The sequence below is a fragment of the Clostridium sp. BIOML-A1 genome (assembly GCF_009874105.1).
GTDB lineage: Bacteria > Bacillota > Clostridia > Lachnospirales > Lachnospiraceae > Coprococcus.
On record NZ_WWTL01000001.1, the window covers coordinates 231,535 to 251,272 of the forward strand.

At 42.2% G+C, this 19,738-nt stretch carries 15 protein-coding genes; all 15 read left to right on the plus strand.

What is annotated here, in order from left to right; all coding sequences use genetic code 11:
* Positions 1–17: 17 nt before the first annotated feature.
* The 15 genes from GT641_RS01010 to GT641_RS01080 all read left to right on the plus strand — a co-directional run bounded on the left by GT641_RS01010 (position 18) and on the right by GT641_RS01080 (position 19,478).
* A complete protein-coding gene (locus GT641_RS01010; protein ID WP_161116620.1) occupies positions 18–2,123 on the plus strand; it encodes an Ig-like domain-containing protein in 2,106 nt (701 codons plus the stop codon).
* A 58-nt stretch (positions 2,124–2,181) separates the two neighbouring features.
* A complete protein-coding gene (locus GT641_RS01015) occupies positions 2,182–4,275 on the plus strand; it encodes an Ig-like domain-containing protein (protein ID WP_161116621.1) in 2,094 nt (697 codons plus the stop codon).
* Between the two features lie 631 nt (positions 4,276–4,906).
* Positions 4,907–7,207, plus strand: a complete 2,301-nt coding sequence (locus GT641_RS01020; RefSeq protein WP_161116622.1) for an Ig-like domain-containing protein — start codon at positions 4,907–4,909, stop codon at positions 7,205–7,207.
* 670 nt (positions 7,208–7,877) lie between these two features.
* Positions 7,878–8,264, plus strand: coding sequence for an Asp23/Gls24 family envelope stress response protein (locus tag GT641_RS01025; RefSeq protein WP_008401476.1), 387 nt, complete (start codon positions 7,878–7,880; stop codon positions 8,262–8,264).
* Between the two features lie 10 nt (positions 8,265–8,274).
* Positions 8,275–8,709, plus strand: coding sequence for a transcription antitermination factor NusB (gene nusB / locus GT641_RS01030; RefSeq protein ID WP_008401477.1), 435 nt, complete (start codon positions 8,275–8,277; stop codon positions 8,707–8,709).
* Positions 8,710–8,717: 8 nt separating this feature from the next.
* The gene (gene xseA / locus GT641_RS01035) at positions 8,718–9,923 is read left to right on the plus strand and encodes an exodeoxyribonuclease VII large subunit (protein ID WP_008401478.1); all 1,206 of its coding nucleotides are present in this window, start codon (positions 8,718–8,720) and stop codon (positions 9,921–9,923) included.
* A gap of 2 nt (positions 9,924–9,925) precedes the next feature.
* Entirely contained in the window at positions 9,926–10,144 is a 219-nt protein-coding gene (gene xseB, locus GT641_RS01040; protein ID WP_008401479.1) for an exodeoxyribonuclease VII small subunit, read from the plus strand.
* Positions 10,131–11,015 carry a polyprenyl synthetase family protein gene (locus tag GT641_RS01045; protein WP_347562816.1) on the plus strand — a complete coding sequence of 295 codons (885 nt, stop codon included), beginning with the start codon at positions 10,131–10,133 and terminating at the stop codon, positions 11,013–11,015. The genes xseB and GT641_RS01045 overlap by 14 nt, the downstream gene beginning before the upstream one ends.
* Before the next feature lie 14 nt (positions 11,016–11,029).
* Positions 11,030–12,892, plus strand: a complete 1,863-nt coding sequence (dxs, locus tag GT641_RS01050; RefSeq protein WP_044945413.1) for a 1-deoxy-D-xylulose-5-phosphate synthase — start codon at positions 11,030–11,032, stop codon at positions 12,890–12,892.
* A gap of 2 nt (positions 12,893–12,894) precedes the next feature.
* On the plus strand, positions 12,895–13,689 hold the full coding sequence (locus GT641_RS01055; RefSeq protein WP_008401483.1) for a TlyA family RNA methyltransferase: 795 nt from the start codon (positions 12,895–12,897) through the stop codon (positions 13,687–13,689).
* A 16-nt stretch (positions 13,690–13,705) separates the two neighbouring features.
* Entirely contained in the window at positions 13,706–14,554 is an 849-nt protein-coding gene (locus GT641_RS01060; RefSeq protein ID WP_044945304.1) for an NAD(+)/NADH kinase, read from the plus strand.
* Between the two features lies 1 nt (position 14,555).
* A complete protein-coding gene (argR, locus tag GT641_RS01065; RefSeq protein ID WP_008401485.1) occupies positions 14,556–14,999 on the plus strand; it encodes an arginine repressor in 444 nt (147 codons plus the stop codon).
* 38 nt (positions 15,000–15,037) lie between these two features.
* A complete protein-coding gene (gene recN, locus GT641_RS01070; protein ID WP_243143657.1) occupies positions 15,038–16,723 on the plus strand; it encodes a DNA repair protein RecN in 1,686 nt (561 codons plus the stop codon).
* 184 nt (positions 16,724–16,907) lie between these two features.
* Positions 16,908–17,996: a SpoIVB peptidase S55 domain-containing protein gene (locus tag GT641_RS01075; protein WP_161116624.1), complete on the plus strand. Its 1,089-nt coding sequence runs from the start codon at positions 16,908–16,910 to the stop codon at positions 17,994–17,996.
* Between the two features lie 105 nt (positions 17,997–18,101).
* A complete protein-coding gene (locus GT641_RS01080; protein ID WP_161116625.1) occupies positions 18,102–19,478 on the plus strand; it encodes a sodium-dependent transporter in 1,377 nt (458 codons plus the stop codon).
* The last annotated feature ends 260 nt before the right edge of the window (positions 19,479–19,738 follow it).

The window sequence follows — 19,738 nt, forward strand, 5'->3', positions numbered from 1 at the left end:
AAAGGGGAGACTATTTTATGAAAAAACATACGAAAATGTCAATGCTAAAACGTATTCTGGCAGTTGTGCTTGCGGCAGCAGTAGCAGTGTCCATACTTACTGTTCCGGATGCGGAAGTAAGTGCGGCAACCGGTAAAGTAAAATCTGTAGCGGTTACAAACCTGCCGGCAAAACAGCTGACACTCAAAAAGGGTAAGTCATTTACGCTGAAAACAAAAGTAAGCGTTTCCGGTAAAAAGGTATCAAAAGCAGTTACCTATAAGACCAGTAACAAGAAAGTTGCTACTGTTAATGCAAAAGGTAAGATCACAGCGAAGAAAAAGGGAACAGCTACGATCACCGTTTACTCTAAAGCAGATAAGAAAAAGACCTGTAAGATCAAGGTAACAGTCGGAACGCCTGTTACAAAGGTGAAACTGAATAAGACAAAGGCAAACTTAAATGTCGGTAAATCACTGACATTAAAGACAACTCTTTCACCGAAGAAACCAAGCAATAAAGGAATCATTTGGAAAAGCTCGAATACCAAGATTGCAACCGTTACGAGCAAAGGTGTTGTAAAGGCAAAGAAGGCCGGAATGGTTAAGATCACAGCAACAGCAAAGGATGGCTCCGGTAAGAAAGCAGTCTGTAAGATCACAGTGAAGAAAACGGAAACGGTGAATCCAAAACCGGACGATCCGAAACAGGAGGAGCCAACACCGGAAACCCCACTTGATATCAAAAGCATGAAGATAGTGCAAGCGGATATGATGGAGGTTACCTTTACGAAGGCAACAGCACTTACGGCAGCAGATTTTAATGTATGGGCAAAACGATATGAAAATGCAGATTATCTGAAGAAATATACAGTAAGTCAGGTAACGACAACGGATTCCATTACTTACAAGGTGTATATCACGGGAGATATGGTATTTGGCAAAGGTCTTTATATTAAGGTAGAGATACCGAAATTACAGTTGTCAAAAGAGTGCGTATATATGGAAGAGACATATAATATCGAAAATTCTGTAACATTATCATATAAAGTAGGGGCTACAGTAAAAGATACAAGACAGAGACTGGGAACAGGTTATGCGAATTATTCGATCAGCGGTCTTCCTGCCGGTATTCAATATGAGGTCACAACAGAGGCAACGAAACAGGTGATGGAATTTTCAGGATCACCGAGAAAGGCCGGGGTGTATAACAGCGTTCTGGTTTACGAAGATGAGATTGGCAGTAAATATCGTTTGACAATCCGTTGGATCATATATGACGAGAACAATCTGATCGTATGTGATAAAGAAGAAGGGGCATTAAATACTAATTGGAGTAGTTTATTTACGCCGGTGTATGCATATGGAGGAAGCGGTTCTTATACATATGAGATCATAAGAGCAGAAAGTGACAGTGCGATTCTGAATAACTGTAAGATTGTAGCTGATTTAGATAAGATCAATATTAATGCAACCGGGATTGCCTCAGGGGTATATAAGATCCGTATTCGTGTCACAGATAAGAATGATGCGACAAAGACAGGAACGGGAACACTTACTTTTACAATCGTGGATGCTTATTATATCCGGGGAATTGTAAGGGATGCGAATGGAGATCCGATAGAGCAGTACTGTTATTCAATAATTAATAAGAATAAATATGCGGAATATTCAAATACGATAAGCGGAGTAAGGTATAGCACTTATAATCTCAGTACCAAAAAATATGATGGTACGTTTTACGATGAAGGTTTGGAAAGCGGCATATATGATATCACGATATCCGATCGAAGCGGGTCTGTAAGCAAGAGTATTTATAGTCTGACAGCATTACCAAGAAAAGAAGGGCAGACATCGACGGATACGGATCTGGAGATGATGTTTGATGTTACACTTCCTGTTTATAAGATCAAGATTGAGATGGACCCAAATGCGCCGGAAGAAGTGCAGAGATTTACGAAATTCGCTACCTGGCACGATGTAGCCGGATCGAAATATTACAATGAAGGAACAACACAATACCTTCCAAACGGAATTTATCATCTAAGCTGTACCGGTACGGTGAATGGCACAAAATATGTCTTTTATGTGGACATAACCGTGAATGGCAGCAATACAACGGCATATGCTTATGTTAAAGAATAAGATATGAATTTGGATGTTACATGAGTCAGGAGAAACATGGAAGGAGACAAGAGTATAAATGAAAGAAAGACGAAAGAATTCGCCGGTAAGAAGAATACTTGCATGGGTGATCGCAGCTGCAGTGGCAGTATCCATTCTTACTATTCCACAGACAGAAAGTTATGCGGCAGGGGGTAAGGTAACAAAGGTAGCGGTATCCAATCTTCCGGCAAAGCAGCTGACACTGAAAAAAGGGAAAACATTTACCTTAAAACCAAAGGTAACAGTAACCGGAAAAATTTCAAAGAAGGTTACTTATAAGACAAGCAACAAAAAGGTTGTGGCTGTGAATGCAAAAGGTAAGATCACAGCAAAGAAAAAAGGAACAGCAAAGATCTATGTGATCTCAAAGGCAGATAAGAAGAAAAAATGCACGATCACAGTAACGGTCGGAACACCGGTTACCAAGGTGAAGCTGAACAAGACCAAGTCGACAATGACAGTCGGGAAAAAGCAGACCTTAAAGGCAACGGTCACACCGAAGAAAGCAAGCAGCAGGGCAGTCGTATGGAAGTCATCCAATACAAAAATAGCAACGGTAAGCAGTAAAGGTATTGTAAAAGCAAAGAAAGCAGGTATGGTTACGATCACTGCAATAGCAAAGGATGGTTCCGGTAAGAAGGCAACCTGTAAGATCACGGTAAAGAAAAAGACCGTAAAACCGGCAAATGACCCTACACCTGTAACACCGACTCCAACCGAACCGGTCGTGATCAATAGCCTGACGATCCTTGGAAATGCAGATATTCAGGTGGTGTTAAGCGCAGAACAGGCATTAAGTGCGTCGGATTTTACAGTATCCAGCAAGGTGAACGGATATGGTAATTATGTTAGAAAATGCGTACTTGACAGTGTGACAACAACAGATCAGATCACATATCGGATTCATTTGAACAGACAGGATGTGCTCTTTAACAGTAATATGGTTCAGGTATCTGTTCCAAAATTGAAGACCAGTAAAGAAGCGGTATATCGAAAAGCTGCCGATGAAATAACGACCGGTGAAGTAAAGATATTTGCAAAGGGCGACGGATTCAATACAAAGAAGGATATAACCTATTATAAACCGAATATATCGGGACTTGCTGTTTTTACAGTTGGTGAACTGCCACCGGGCGTTTCTTATAAAGAGGTACAGAAAGGCAGTGCTTCAAATTATCTTGAATTTACCGGCGTATTTACTGCAAGTGGGATTTATACAACAAAGATCGATGTAGTAGATGAACTTGGAAATAAGATACATCATACGGTCACCTGGAAGGTATGGGATGCTCAGACGATCGTTGCAGAAGACATTATACAATATGGCTATTTACAGAATCCGGATGCAGCAGCCGGTAAACCGGATGGTGCGTATACATCCAAATCTGATGCACAAATTTTACCACGAGGCGGAAGCAGTACTTACACATATGAAGTTGTTTCGAAGGCAGACTGCATGGAACTGACACCGGATGGATTTTATGCTTATGGTACGATAGATACCAGGCAGGCGGGAACTTATACTATGAAAGTAAAGATCACAGACAAGAAAAATTCTGCTATCTTTACATACTGTACCGTGACGTTTGTTATAGAAAAGGGAATCCGTGTGAAAGGAACATTTGTGGATCTGGATGGTCATAAGATCAAGAATACAGTTTCAGATACCTTTTGTTGTTATATCAAGTCCAAGTGGATGGATCGGGCATATTCCATTGATCTGAGAAAAGAGATTGGAAAGTACAATAGTAGTACCGGAACGGTATATTTTGATGTCCCGGAAGGCAATTACGACATAAGAGTGGTAAATAAAACCGGAGGGGTAGAAAAATATCTTGAAAATTATACGGTAAGTACATCGACAAGCAATAATTACCAGATCGTGCTTCCGTTATATCAGATCACGGTTGCATCAGATAATACAGCATTAAGTGCCTCATCTTTTGGAGAATGGGAAGAAACAGATGGAACTTTGAGAGGAAAAGGTGAGTATCTTTATCTGCCGGTTGGCAATTATACATTAACCGGTATCGCAGAGAAAAATGGAGTAACCTATCAGGCAACTCTTCAGATATCAGTTACGGATACTACACGGTCTGCGACAGTGACCGCGCATGTGGTGGCGAAATAAAAAAAATGATAATCGTAAAAGATTACAATTATAAGACGGATACCTGTTATAATGACTTAATGCTCATGCCACATTATAATGGGTATTCGTTTTTATTATATAAAAATATAAGCTTAATATTCAGAATTAGCTATTGTACAAAAGTGAATGGATATGCAGGTATGATCTGTCTGGCTGGTGTTTGTATCCTATAACAACATTAGCGAAGCTTCCGTTATGAAGTGCACATTGTCAGCACATACGGGTGCATGTCTGAGCCGCAGGCGAGTTTGCACAGGAGTATGTGCGGATAAGACATGTGCACTTCACAGGAAGAGAAACGCGTTGTTATAGGATACAAACACCAGCCGGCAGCCCATAGCTGCATATCCCTCACAAAACTAACGGCTGATTCTGAATTCTCAACATACAACATACACATGATGTATGCAAATTTCTTGCACGAATTAACAATGTGATATATAATGAATATGCTCTTCGAGTTTTATTCGTATACAAAAGGAGCAGTAAATGAGGGTACATATTCATACATAGAAGAATTGATGATCACGTTTATCATATGATATGAGTGATATTGCATTCTCAGCGGATGAAATTGGGAGAAGAATTCAATAAAGGGAGGCTATTTTTTATGAGAAAACAAGTAAAAATGTCAGTATTAAAACGTATTCTGGCAGTTGTAATTGCAGTAGCGGTAGCTGTTTCCATGCTTACAATTCCGGATGCGGAAGTAAGTGCGGCGACCGGTAAAGTAAAATCTGTAGCAGTCACAAACCTGCCGGCAAAACAGCTGACACTCAAAAAGGGTAAGTCATTTACTCTGAAAACGAAAGTAAGCGTTTCTGGTAAAAAGGTATCAAAAGCAGTTACCTATAAGACCAGTAACAAGAAAGTTGCAACTGTAAATGCAAAGGGTAAGATCACAGCTAAGAAAAACGGAAAAGCAGTGATAACTGTTATTTCTAAGGCAAACAAGAAAAAAACAGTTAAGATCAAGGTGACGGTAGGAACGCCGGTAACAAGTATCAAGTTAAGTAAGACAAAGGCAAGCCTGACAGTAGGCAAGACCTTAAAGCTGAAGGCAACAGTTGCTCCTAAAAAAGCCAGCAGCAAGTCAGTTGTATGGAAGACATCAAACAAGAAGATTGCAACTGTATCAGCAAACGGTGTAGTAAAGGGAATCAAAGCAGGTACAGTAAAGATCACAGCACTTGCAAAGGATGGTTCCGGTAAGAAAAAAGTCTGTAAAGTAACAGTAAAGAAGAAACAGGAAGTACCTGCAGTTATTACAGGACTTACTGCTTTGAACGATCATTCTGTTCAGGTATCTATTTCTCCTGCAAAATCACTTAATGTAAATGATTTCGTATTATATACAAAGGAGTATGCAACAGGTGTATACAGAAAACAGTGTGTGATCGACAGCATATCATCTTCAGATGGTGTAAATTACATTTTAACACTGAATGATGAGACAGGTCTGTACGAGGATCATTATGTAAAGGTTGCAATTCCAAAGTATGGTACGGAGAAGGAAGTTTATTATACAAAGGGCGCATTCCAGTATACAGATGAAAGTGTCTACAAGGTGGCTGTAGGTACCAAGATGGATTCCAGTTCAGGTGGATACAGATATGCTCTGGGTGGTTATGGATTTGCAACTGCAACAGTTTCCGGTTTACCGGCCGGTGTAGGATATAAGGTTGTCTATTCAAACAGTTATTCTTATGTTCAGTTCTATGGTTCACCGGTTCAGGCAGGTGTTTATAATGTTACGATCGTAACAGATGATGAATTAGGTAATCGTATGACAGAGACCGTTACATGGCTGGTATATAATGACAGCGGTCTTTATGCTGCCGCAACACCGTCTTATCTGGTGTATGGCTCTGCACAGGGCGTTGATTTCAGTCGGTATGTAACCGTTGCAGGTGGAAGCGGCAGTTATTCTTATGCGTTAACCGGCACAAACTATAATTGTGTGATTGACAGTGACGGAGAATTACATGGAACCCTTCCAATGGCTGGTGATTATGTATTTACTGTTGTTGTAACAGATAAAAATAATCCGGCTCTTCAGACTTCTACACAGGTTGTAGCTCATGTAAAGCAGGGCGTTACAATCGCAGGTATTGTAAAGGATATGAATGGAAATCCAATTCCATATGCAGATATTTCATTTACAAATCAGAATAAAGCAAGCCGTTATAGTTCAGATATCGGCACATCGGCAAATAGTGAAGGCGCATATTCTATTACATTAGAGCAGGGTATATATGATATTGAAGCTTCTTACAGAGGAACATTGAAGTATCTGTACTCCCAGTCGCTTCAGGCTACCCAGTCAGGTTATGATATCCAGCTTCCGCTTTACAAGGTTATGATTTATTCCAATAATTCAATTGTATCAGATTCTTCATTCGAAACCTGGTATGATGCTACCGGTAAGAGCTGTGGATTCGGAAATACACTTTACCTGAAAAATGGAAATTATGTATTAACAAGCAAGACGAAGAACTCCATATATGACTATACGGCTACAGCATATGTAACAGTTGCAGGAAACAGTACTATGGTAACAGCAAATGTTGTTATTTCCAGTAATATAAGCACAGTCAATACGGGTTCAAATCAGAGCATTACAGTATCTCCGGTCAGTCCTGCGATTCTTAAATTTACACCTACAACAAGCGGATATTATGAATTCTATGTGCCAAGTGTAAGCGGACTGGATAAGAATATAGATGTATATGAATACTCAGATCCGGATAGTTCGAATGATAGATATGACTGGTTTAATTCAAGTTCCAGTGCGTCAATTACTGAATATATGTATGCGGGTCATACTTACTATTATAAGTTATCAAAAGAAAGTGGAAATGTTGCAAATGTAATATTCAATTTAACTTATGACAGTGACTATGAAGATTAAATGAACAGATGATTTATTTAAAAGTGAAATATTGATATTATTAATATAAAGCTTTTCAGGCAGGGTGCATAACATCCTGCCTGTTTTGTACAACTAAACAGCAAGGGTGTCTGTTACAAGATGTATTTTATTATGTAAAAATATGTATTATCGTCAGAAATGAAGATATCGCAACGGATATACATTTTAATTATATTATGCCAAAATATAAATAAACATCACCAACAATGCAGATACTATGTTGGAAACTATAAATTAGTATAAAGTCATAAGATAGTTCAAAGAATATGAATAAATTCGGAATTAGCTATTGTACAAAGTGAATGAATATGTAGGTATGATCTGTCTGGCTGGTGCTTGTATCCTATAACAACATTAGCGAAGCTTCCGTTATGAAGTGCACATTGTCAGCACATACGGGTGCATGTTTGAGCCGCAGGCGAGTTTGCACAGGAGTATGTGCGGATAAGACATGTGCAGTTCATAGGAAGAGAAGTGTGTTGTTATAGGATACAAGTACCAGCCGACAGCCCATAGCTGCATATCCTTCACAAAACCAGCAGCTAATTCTGAATTTTCCCCGTCAATTCCGGGTGTTGAATGTTTTTCATAATTGCGGTATAATATTGAATCAATATGTACAAATACAGGAAGTCTGGAGGTATACAGAATGAGTGAAGAGAATACAAGCACGTATGAAAATATAGAAGAAGAAAATTCCATCGGACATGTACAGATCGCGGGCGAAGTAATCGCGATCATCGCAGGTCTGGCTGCAACTGAGGTAGATGGCGTATCAAGACTTGCCGGCTCATTATCAAATGAACTCGCAAGCCGTTTGGGCAAGAAGAATCCGGCAAAGGGAGTGAAGGTAGAATTACTGCCGGGTGAAGTGAAAGTAGATCTTGCGATTGACGTATTATATGAGTATAGCATTCCGACTGTGACAACACAGGTTCAGGATAAAGTAAAGCAGGCAATTGAGACAATGACAGGTCTTAATGTAACCAAGGTAAATATACGTGTAGCCGGCGTTCGCATGGCAGACGCAAACTAGAGAGGAACATATGACAAGACGAGAGATAAGAGAAACCGTATTTAAAATTTTATTCAGTCTGGAATTCAATGATGTTTCAGAGATCAGAGAAGAAGCAGAGCTCGAACTGGAGCATGCCAGCCTTTATGATGAAGACGATAACAAGATGGATGCTGTTGCCATGACAGAGGAAGAAAAAGCATATATCATAGATCGTGTAGAGGCAGTTGTTTCCCATATTACTGAGATCGATGAAACCATCAGTGGTATCTCACAGGGATGGAAGCTTGGAAGAATCGGAAAAGCCGAGCTTGCTATCTTAAGACTGGCTGTATATGAGATCAAGTTTGATGAAGATATTCCTGTAAAGGTAGCGATCAATGAAGCAGTAGAGCTTGCAAAGACATACTGCGATGTAGAAGCAAAGAGCTTCATTAATGCACTTCTTGCAAAGCTTGCAGATTAGGTGAGAATATGGCAAAGAAAAGCTATACCGTCGGACAGGTAAATGGATATATCAAGAATCTGATCAGCAGTGATTATCTGCTTGGTGATATTTATGTGAAGGGAGAAGTCTCTAACTGCAAATATCACAGTTCCGGGCATATCTATTTTTCATTGAAGGATGAGACCGGTTCGATCATGGCTGTTATGTTTAAAAGTTATGCATATTCCGGTCTTGATTTCAAACTGGAAAACGGGCAGCAGGTAGTCTGCCACGGAAGTGTGAATATCTACGAACGGGATGGCAGATATCAGTTATATGTAAAAGAGATCAAGCTGGATGGGATTGGAAATCTCTATGAGCGGTATGAACAGTTGAAACAGAAGTTGTATGAACAGGGACTGTTTGAATTCGATATCAAGAAGCCGATACCGGCATATCCGAAGCGGGTAGGCATCGTGACAGCACAGACAGGTGCGGCGATCCAGGATATCAGAAACATCGCAAAGAGAAGAAATCCATATGTCCAGCTTATCCTGTATCCGGTAAAGGTACAGGGAGATGGGGCAGCAGAAGATATCGCGCATGGAATCGAAGTGTTGGATAACATGGGCGTAGATACGATCATTATCGGTCGTGGCGGCGGCTCGATCGAAGACCTCTGGGCGTTTAATGAGGAGGTCGTTGCATGGGCGATCTACCATGCAAAGACGCCGATCATTTCCGGTACAGGTCATGAGATTGATAATACGATCGCAGATTATGCGGCAGATCTTCGCGCACCGACACCATCAGCCGCCTGTGAGCAGGCAATACCGGATGTGATGTCCACGGTTCATCAGGTCATAAATCAGGGCAGACAGATGGATTATCTGATGAAACGGAGACTTGCAGCATATCAGGAGAAGTTACAGGCCGCGGAAAGACATCTTCGTATCCTGAATCCGAAGCAGAGGCTTGCACAGCAGCAGATCTATCTGGATGATCTGTCAGATCGTTTAAACCGTGCTATGAAGAATAAATACGACAGATACGAACATCGGGTGATGCTTCTTGCAGAACGTCTGCATGGTCTGTCTCCATCGGCGAAGCTTATAAATGGATTTGGGTATATCGAAAAGACCGGAACGCCGGTAACGACGATAAAAGAGATAGAAAAAGATGACCGCATTACCATCCGTGTTCATGATGGTCTGATCGAGACAAGAGTAACGGATGTGAAAGAGGAAGATTAGAAATGGCAGAGAAGATGGAAAAGAAGGATTTCTCAATCGAGGAATCCCTGAAGAAAATAGAAGCAATCACGGCTGTCTTAGAGAATCCTGCGACATCGTTAAAGGATAGTCTGGCAGCCTACGCAGAGGGCGTACAGCTTGTTCAGGCATGTAAGGATGATCTGTGTGATGTTGAAAAAGAAATGATCGTATTAAGTGGAGAGAACAGTGGAAAAGAATAAATTAGAACTTCATACAAAGGAAGTACAGAATATTATATACACATATGCACCGGCAGAAGAAGGGTTTCAGAAAACTATATTTACGGCAATGAACTATTCCTTTCAGGCAGGGGGAAAGAGACTACGTCCGTTATTAATGCAGGAAACCTACCGTTTATTTGGCGGAACAGGAAAAGTTGTAGAGCCGTTTATGGCAGCGATCGAGATGATACATACCTATTCCCTGATCCATGATGATCTGCCGGCATTGGATAATGATGAATACCGCAGAGGAAGAAAGACTTCACATGTGGTATTTGGTGAGGCAATGGCGATCCTTGCTGGTGATGCGCTTTTAAATTATGCATTTGAGACAGCCTGTAAGGCATTTGAACTGGAACCGGGGAATCAGACTGTTGCCAGGGCATTCACGATCCTTGCAAAAAAAGCAGGTGTAAACGGAATGATCGGTGGTCAGGTTGTAGATGTAGAGATGACAGGGAAGCAGATGAGTGGTGATCAGCTTCATTTTGTGTATGAGAATAAGACCGGTGCGTTGATCGAAGCATCTATGATGATCGGTGCAGTTCTTGCCGGAGCAACGGAAGATGAATTGAAGCAGGTCGAAATGATCGCATCGGATATCGGACTGGCATTCCAGATCCAGGACGATCTTCTGGACATTCTGGGTGACAGTGCAGTGCTTGGAAAGCCTGTCTGCTCAGATGAAGAAAATGGTAAAGTAACCTATGTCACGATCCACGGACTTGAGGAGTCCAAGAAGGATGTCGCGGAGATATCCAGGCGTGCGGTTACAAGACTGGATCAGCTTCCGTATAAGAATGAATTTCTGGATGAATTGATTCTGGAACTGGTCAACAGAAAGAAATAACAGAGATGAAAGATATGAGTATACTGGATCGAATACAAGAACCAAATGACATAAAGAAAATAGATGAGAAAGATCTGCCGGAGCTGGCACAGGATATCCGGGAGTTTCTGATCGCAAATGTCAGCGAGACGGGTGGGCATCTGGCGTCAAACCTTGGGTGCGTGGAACTTACGATCGCACTTCATCGTGCGATGGATTTCCCGGCTGATAAGTTGGTATGGGATGTAGGACATCAGTCCTATGTGCATAAGATCCTGACCGGACGAAAAGATCAGATGACAACATTACGGAAGTTTGGCGGTTTAAGCGGATTTCCCAAGACCAGTGAGAGTGATTGTGATGCTTTTAATACAGGACACAGTTCGACCGCGATGTCGGCGGCACTTGGTATGGCATGCGCAAGAGGGATCAAAGGAACGAAGGAGAAGATTGCAGCCGTTGTCGGTGACGGTTCCTTCACCGGTGGTATGGTCTATGAAGCGCTAAATAACATGGCAGAGGTCAAGACCGGATGTCTGGTCGTGCTGAATGACAATGAGATGTCGATCGGCCACAATGTAGGAGGAATGTCAAGCTATCTGAGTAAGCTTCGTGTCGGTCAGCCATATAATGATCTGAAAAACGGAATCGAGAAAGCACTGATGCATATACCGGTAGCAGGCGAGAAGCTTGCTAAAGGACTGAAGCGGTCGAAGGATTCTTTGAAGCAGATGTTTGTTCCGGGAATGTTCTTTGAAGAAATGGGTGTTACCTATATCGGTCCGATCGATGGACACAATATAAGATTGATGGAAGAAACCTTTAAACGTGCATTTAAGTTAAATAAACCGATTCTGGTTCATATAAAAACGATCAAGGGAAAAGGGTATAAATTTGCGGAGAAGCATCCATGCTATTTCCATGGAATCGGTTCCTTTGATATTGAAACAGGTAAAGTTAAAAATGTCGAAAAAGGTTTATCCTATACAGGTGTATTTGCAAGAAAGTTAGTAGAGCTCGGAACGGAAAATACCCGGGTCGTTGCAATCACAGCGGCGATGAGCAAGGGAACCGGAGTCGATAAATTTGCAGAGAAATTCCCGGATCGAACCTTTGATGTGGGAATCGCAGAAGAACATGCGGTCACATTTGCGGCAGGACTTGCTGTGGAAGGTATGATCCCTGTGGTAGCAGTGTATTCTTCCTTCTTACAGCGGGCTTATGATCAGATCCTGCACGATGTCTGTATGCAGAACCTGCATGTGATATTTGCAATCGACCGGTCAGGACTGGTCGGGGCAGATGGTGAGACACATCAGGGAATCTTTGATACGGCATTTTTATCGCATATTCCGAATCTGGTCATTATGGCTCCGAAGAACCGCTATGAGCTCACTAGAGCGATGGAATGGGCAGTAGCCTATGACGGACCGGTAGCGATCAAATACGCCAGAGGACAGGCATATTACGGCTTAAAAGATTATAATGAGCCGGTCGAATACGGAAAGAGTGAGATCCTTCGTGAGGGAAGTGAGATCGCGTTAGTAGCGGTTGGAAATATGGTGGAAGAAACCGAGAAATTATATAATCGGTTCTTACAGGAAGGCAGACAGGTGACCTTTGTCAATGCAAGGTTTATCAAGCCGTTAGACAAAGCAATGATCGATCATTTGGCAGAGTCACATAAGCTGATCGTGACGATCGAGGAAGGTATCCTGCATGGCGGTTATGGTGCTCTGGTTGAGGAATATCTGGAATCAAAGGCAAGTGATGTGAAGGTTCTTCCGATCGCAATTGAAGATACCTTTGTCCGTCACGGAAGCATAGAAGAACTGAGAAAGATGCTAAAGATAGATGCTGAATCCATATATGACCGGATTCAGGATATGATGGAGTAGAGATGAAAGAACGACTGGATGTAATGATGGTAAATCGTGGGCTTGCAGAGTCCAGAGAAAAAGCAAAGGCGATCATCATGTCGGGCATTGTCTATGTGGATAACATAAAGGAAGACAAGGCCGGATCGACATTTGATGAGAAAGCACAGATAGAAGTAAGAGGAAATACATTAAAATATGTGAGCCGCGGTGGTTTAAAGCTTGAAAAGGCAATGGACTGCTTCGGAGTAAGTCTTGCGGGAAAAGTGGCAATGGATGTCGGGTCTTCAACCGGTGGATTTACAGATTGTATGCTGCAAAATGGTGCGGTCAAGGTGTATTCGGTGGATGTCGGACACGGACAGCTTGCATGGAAGCTTCGAAACGATGAGCGGGTTGTCTGTATGGAGAAAACAAATATCCGTTATGTGACACCGGATGATATCGAAGACAGGATTGAATTTGCATCGATCGACGTATCCTTTATCTCCTTGACAAAGGTACTTCCTCCGGTAAAAGAGCTGTTGACAGATGACGGAGAGATCGTGTGTCTGATCAAGCCGCAGTTTGAAGCCGGCAGAGAAAAGGTCGGTAAAAAAGGCGTTGTCAGAGATCAGAAGGTGCATGTGGAAGTGGTTGAAATGATCGTTGATTTTGCACGACAGATAGGATTTAAAACACTTGACTTAAGCTATTCACCGATCAAGGGACCGGAAGGAAATATCGAGTATCTTTTGTACATAACAAAGGATCAGACAAAGGAAAATAAAGAATTTGATATAAAGGCTATGGTGGAAGAGTCACACAGAAGCCTGTAAGAGGAGTATAAATCCGATGAATCGTTTTATGATCGTGGTGAATCCCGATAAGGACACCGATTCGACAGTTACAAACAGAATACAGAGTTACCTGGAAGCACATGGAGCAGTCTGTATGGTGCGGGATGTATTCCGGCTTGAGCCTTCGGATTGGGAGACTTTAAAGAAAGAGCAGTTTGACTGTGTACTGGTTCTCGGTGGTGATGGAACACTGTTATGCATGGCAGGTGAGACGGAAGATATTGATATACCGTTATTTGGAATTAATCTGGGTACGGTAGGCTTCCTGACAGAAGGGGAAGTTGCTAATATCGAAGAGATACTGGATCGGCTGCTGACAGATGATTTTACGATCGAAGAACGAATGATGGTCACAGGTACGGTGACAAAAGCGGATGGCACAACGTATCGCAAGAGTGCTTTAAATGATATCGTGATCAGCCGGGCAGGATTTTCCAGACTGATCGGACTTAATGTGTCTGTTGATGGACAGGTGCTTGATACATATGAGGCAGATGGTGTTGTGATATCGACACCGACAGGCTCTACCGGCTATAATCTGTCGGCAGGAGGACCGATCGTCAGCCCGGATGCAGAGTTATTAGTGATCACGCCGGTATCACCGCATTCGCTGACTGCAAAGAGTATCGTATTATCCGGCAAAGAGAGGATCACGATAGAGATCACTAAGAAGCGTAAGACGCAGGATACAGAGGCAATCTGTTCCTTTGATGGCGGTAACGATGTGGATTTATCCGTTGGCGACCGGGTGGATATCCGCAAGTCTGAGAAGATAACCAGGCTGATCAAGGCAAGTAATGTGAACTTTTATGAAATACTTAGAAATAAATTAGGAGGAAACTGAGATGAAATATCAAAGACAGGCAAAGATACTGGAGCTTGTTGAAAAATATGATATTGAAACACAGGATGATCTTCTGGAGAAACTGAAGGAAGAGGGATTTCAGGCAACACAGGCAACCGTTTCCAGAGATATTCGGGAAATGAATCTGACAAAGGTATCCGTACCGGGAGCCAGACAGAAATATGCCGTAGAGAAGAACAATCGTTATGAGACACTGGATTCCTATAAGAAGGTTCTGAGCACAGGAATTATTTCTGTAGATGCGGCAGAGAACCTGATCGTGATCAAGACAATCTCCGGTGTTGCCATGGCTGTAGCGGCAGCGCTGGATCATATGGATATTGATGGGCTGATGGGCTGTATCGCGGGAGATGATACGATCTTCCTTGCTGTGAAGGATAAGAGCCTGACGATGTCGATCAAGGCGCAGATTGAAAAGATGTAAATTCTGTTATTTTGTGCATGGAATATACAGGAGGACATATGCTTTTAAATGTACACATAAAAAATATCGCATTGATTGAAGATGCAAATATCAATTTTACAGATGGACTGAATATCTTAACCGGTGAGACCGGTGCAGGTAAGTCTATTATCATGGGAGCTTTAAAGATTGGTATGGGAGGCAAGCTCCCAAAAGATATGCTGAGAGATCCGGAAAAAGAAGGCTTCTGTCAGTTATTATTTTTTATTGATGATGAATCATTGTTTGAGCAGCTGCAGGAGCTTGACGTTACACCATCAGAGGATGGAGAGATCATCATAACCAGACGAATAGTAAATGGCAGAACCATGAATACTATTAATGACCGGACAGTAACAGCAGCAAAGTTAAAAGATGTTTCGGCACTTCTTGTGGATATGCATGCACAGCATGAGCAGCAGATCCTGTTGAAGAAGGCAGAGCATTTGAATATTCTGGATAAATTTGCAAAAAGACCGCTTGCATCATTAAAACAGAAATATGAAGACTGCTATAAAACATTTGAAGATCTTCGAAAAGAACTGGAAGAAGGACAGATGGATGAGGGCGAGCGGAAACGGAAGCTGGAATATATCCAGTTTGAAGCAGGAGAGATTGAAGGTGCCAGGCTGGTTCCGGGAGAAGATGAAAAACTGGAAAAACAGTATCGTAAGATGGTGAATGCCAAGGATATCGTGGAAGCAGTTTCTGAGGTTTATTCGATCACAGGGTATAATCGGAACGCATCTGCCGGAAATGAGATTGGACGTGCGCTTGCAAGCTTAAAAGCGGTAAAAGGTCTGGACGAGGAGATGGAGAGCATCTTCAGTGAGCTTACCAATATTGATTCGTTGTTAAATGATTTTAATGTATCGGTCAGTGATTATATGCAGAGTATGGAATTCGATGAGTCTGAATTCCATGAGGTTGAAGACCGGTTGAATACCATTAATAATTTAAAAGGAAAATACGGCAGAACGACAGACGATGTGCTTGCCTATCTGGAGCAGTTGAAGCAGGATGAAGCAAAGCTTGTGCAGTATGAGGAATATGCGGAAGAATTGCAGCAGAAAGTAGAAACAGCAAAAAAAGAACTGGATCGGGCAGCGGAAGCTTTAAGTGCAGAACGAAAGATTCAGGCAAAAGAATTATGTAAGCGGGTATCAGAGGCGCTGGAGGATCTGAGCTTTAATCAGATCCGGTTCGATATGCATTTTGACCGTCTGGCGCATCCGGGCATCTCCGGTGTCGATGATTGTTACTTTGTTGTATCGACAAATGTCGGAGAAAAGGAACGTCCGCTTTATGAGGTTGCATCCGGCGGTGAGCTTTCGAGGATCATGCTTGCGATCAAATCCTGCATGGCATCGGAAGATAACATTGATACTCTGATATTTGATGAGATTGATGTTGGTATCAGCGGCAGAGCAGCATCAAGTGTGGCAACAAAGCTTGCGGTTATATCAAAAGCGCATCAGGTGATCAGTATTACGCATCTGCCACAGATCGCGGCAATGGCGGACAGCCATTACAGAATTGAAAAAGTGGTAAAGGATGGCAAGACGATCACGCAGATCTCCAAGTTAGACCGGGAAGAATCTGTGCTTGAGATTGCCAGACTGCTTGGCGGTGCAGAGATCACAAATGCCGCGGTTGAAAATGCCAGGGATATGAAAGAACTGGCAGACAAAGCAAAAATACACTAATTAAAAACAGAACAAAAAAACCAATACTAAGAGTAGCAATAAAACAATTGCTGCTCTTTTTTTACGCGGACAACGAGCCAAAGTCTGTGCTTGCACAAGACCTTGGCGACTGTCGCGATAACCATAAGAAACCGGAGGCATGTTTCTTATGGTCTATGCAGCATTTACAGAAAGGAGTATTGGGATGGAAGAAGGAACAAAGACGTCGAACCGTTACCGTTCGCTGCTGATCGGATTTTTGATCTTGGATCTGATCGCATTTACACTGTTGGCAATCGCTTATTTCTGGAATGAAGATATCGGAGATCAGGAGATCAAGTATGAAGATGCGGAGCTTGTATTCGATGATCTGTCCGGACAGAAAGTAATACCGTCCGGCGAGCCGGTCGGGATCTATCTGAAAACAGATGGCGTTATGGTCGTAGATTGTGGCGAGGTGGAAACTGCACAGGGAGAGATTTGCTCTCCCTGTAACAGCCTGCTTCAGACAGGAGATTATATCACAGCTGTAAATGAAACAGCCATATCAACAAAAAAGGAACTGATGCAGGCTTTATCCGGGAATAATACCGGAACTGTGAGACTTACATTTGTGCGGGACGGAAAGTCACAGGTAGCAGAGGTTACACCTGTGAAAACAAATAAGAATGCTTATATGTTAGGACTGTGGGTGAAGGATGACATATCGGGTATCGGAACAGTGACCTTCCTATGTGGCAATCAGTTTATGGCACTTGGACACAGCGTATCGGATAATGATACCGGGCTTAAGATCAGCAGCACCGGTGGGGGTATCTATACTACACATATAACGAAGATCAACCGATCTTTTGTGTCGATGCCGGGGCAGCTTCAGGGAACGATCCTTTACAAGAAGGATCTGATCGGAATTGTAGAAGGTAATTATGATAACGGAATCGGGGGATATCTCGATGAAGAATATGTGGCGAAGCATTACAAAGCGGCAGAAGCCATGTATATCGCAGATCCTGGTGAAGTTCAGACCGGAGAGGCATATATTTATTCCAGATTGGATGGGGATCTGAAAAAATACAAGATCAACATTCTGGCGGTTCATACCGATACTGCCAATAAAAATATGGAATTTAAGGTAGAGGACGAGGATCTGATCGCACTTACCGGCGGCGTCTGTCAGGGCATGAGCGGAAGCCCGATCGTACAGAATGGCAAGCTGATCGGTGCGGTCACACATGTGCTTGTGGATGATCCGACGGAAGGGTATGCTGTATTTATTGAAAATATGATAAAGTAGTGACTTAATTGATCATTCATGTTAGAATCGAAGCTGTACACTGTAAAAAGAAAAAAGAGAAGGGATATTTTGCTTCAGGGTACATGGAGCAGAAGTTAGAGTACGATGGATATACAAAACAATAACAACAGAAGTTCATTTTCGGGGAAGATAGGATATGTGCTGTCGGCGGCAGGAGCGTCGGTCGGTCTTGGAAATATATGGCGGTTTCCGTATCTGGCAGCAAAGTACGGAGGAGGAATCTTTCTTCTGATCTATATTCTGCTGGCACTCACATTTGGATATACGATGATCGTTGCTGAGTCTGCGATCGGTCGTATGACAAGAAAGAGTCCGGTCGGAGCGTTTCGGTCATTTGGTAAGAAGAAATGGTTGTCCTTTGGCGGCTGGATCAATGCGATCATACCGGTGCTGATCGTACCATATTATTCGGTGATCGGTGGCTGGGTTATCAAATATCTGGTGGAATATATCAAAGGAAATGGAAAGAATCTGGCAAAGGATGGATATTTTACAGACTTTATCTCGAATGGCGTTTCGACAGAGCTTTGTTTCATCGTATTCTGTCTGTTTACGCTTGGGATCATCTTTGCAGGTGTTCAGAATGGTATTGAACGTGTATCAAAGATCATGATGCCGGTACTGATCGTATTATCGATCCTTATTGCTGTATATTCAGTGACAAGACCGGGGGCATTAAAGGGCGTGAAGTATTTTCTTGTTCCGAATTTTGATAATTTCTCATGGATGACTGTGGTAGCGGCGATGGGGCAGATGTTTTATTCCCTGTCGATCGCAATGGGTATTCTGATCACATTTGGTTCTTATATGAAAAAGGATACGTCGATCGAGGATGCTACAAGGAATGTTGAGGTGTTTGATACGGCGATTGCGATCATGGCAGGACTTATGATCATTCCTGCGGTATTCGCATTTTCAGGTGGTAATCCTGACACCTTACAGGCAGGTCCTTCATTGATGTTTATAACGATCCCTAAGGTATTTCAGAATATGGGACTTGGAACAATAGTCGGTATTCTGTTCTTCCTGTTGGTTTTATTTGCAGCAGTAACCAGCTCAATCGCACTGACTGAGAGTGCAGTATCCACATTTGAGGATGAGATCGGTTGGAGCAGAAAGAAAGCAACTGTTTTCGTAGGTGTGATCATGCTGATCCTTGGAAGTCTGTCATCACTTGGATATGGACCGCTCGCCTGTGTAAAGATTATCGGTATGCAGTTCTTAGACCTGTTTGATTTCCTGACGAATTCGGTTATGATGCCGATCGCAGCACTTATGACCTGCTTACTGGTTTCAAGAGTTGTGGGAATCGATAAGATAGAAGAAGAGATTCGTCATGGCGAGGGTGCATTCCGCAGAAAGAAGATCTTTGTTGTGATGATCAAATACATATGTCCGGTCTTCGCCCTGATCATTCTTGCAAGTTCGGTTGCAAATGCACTTGGCTGGATCTCGATGTAGGATAAAAAGCAAAACTTCATTTAAAAATATAAATAAAATCTCCCCATTGTCTGTATTATGACCGCAGTTGTTGACTGTGGAAAATATATCGCAGTCAAAGGGAGATTTTTTGTTTTCAAGAATTTTGTATTGACATTTTATGTACACACCCATATAATTACCTATGGTAATTAACAAAGGTAATTATCAAATAAAAGTAAATTTATATCATTATTTGCAGGGAAAGAGCAGTTTTTATGAGAGATTTTTTCAACAAATTA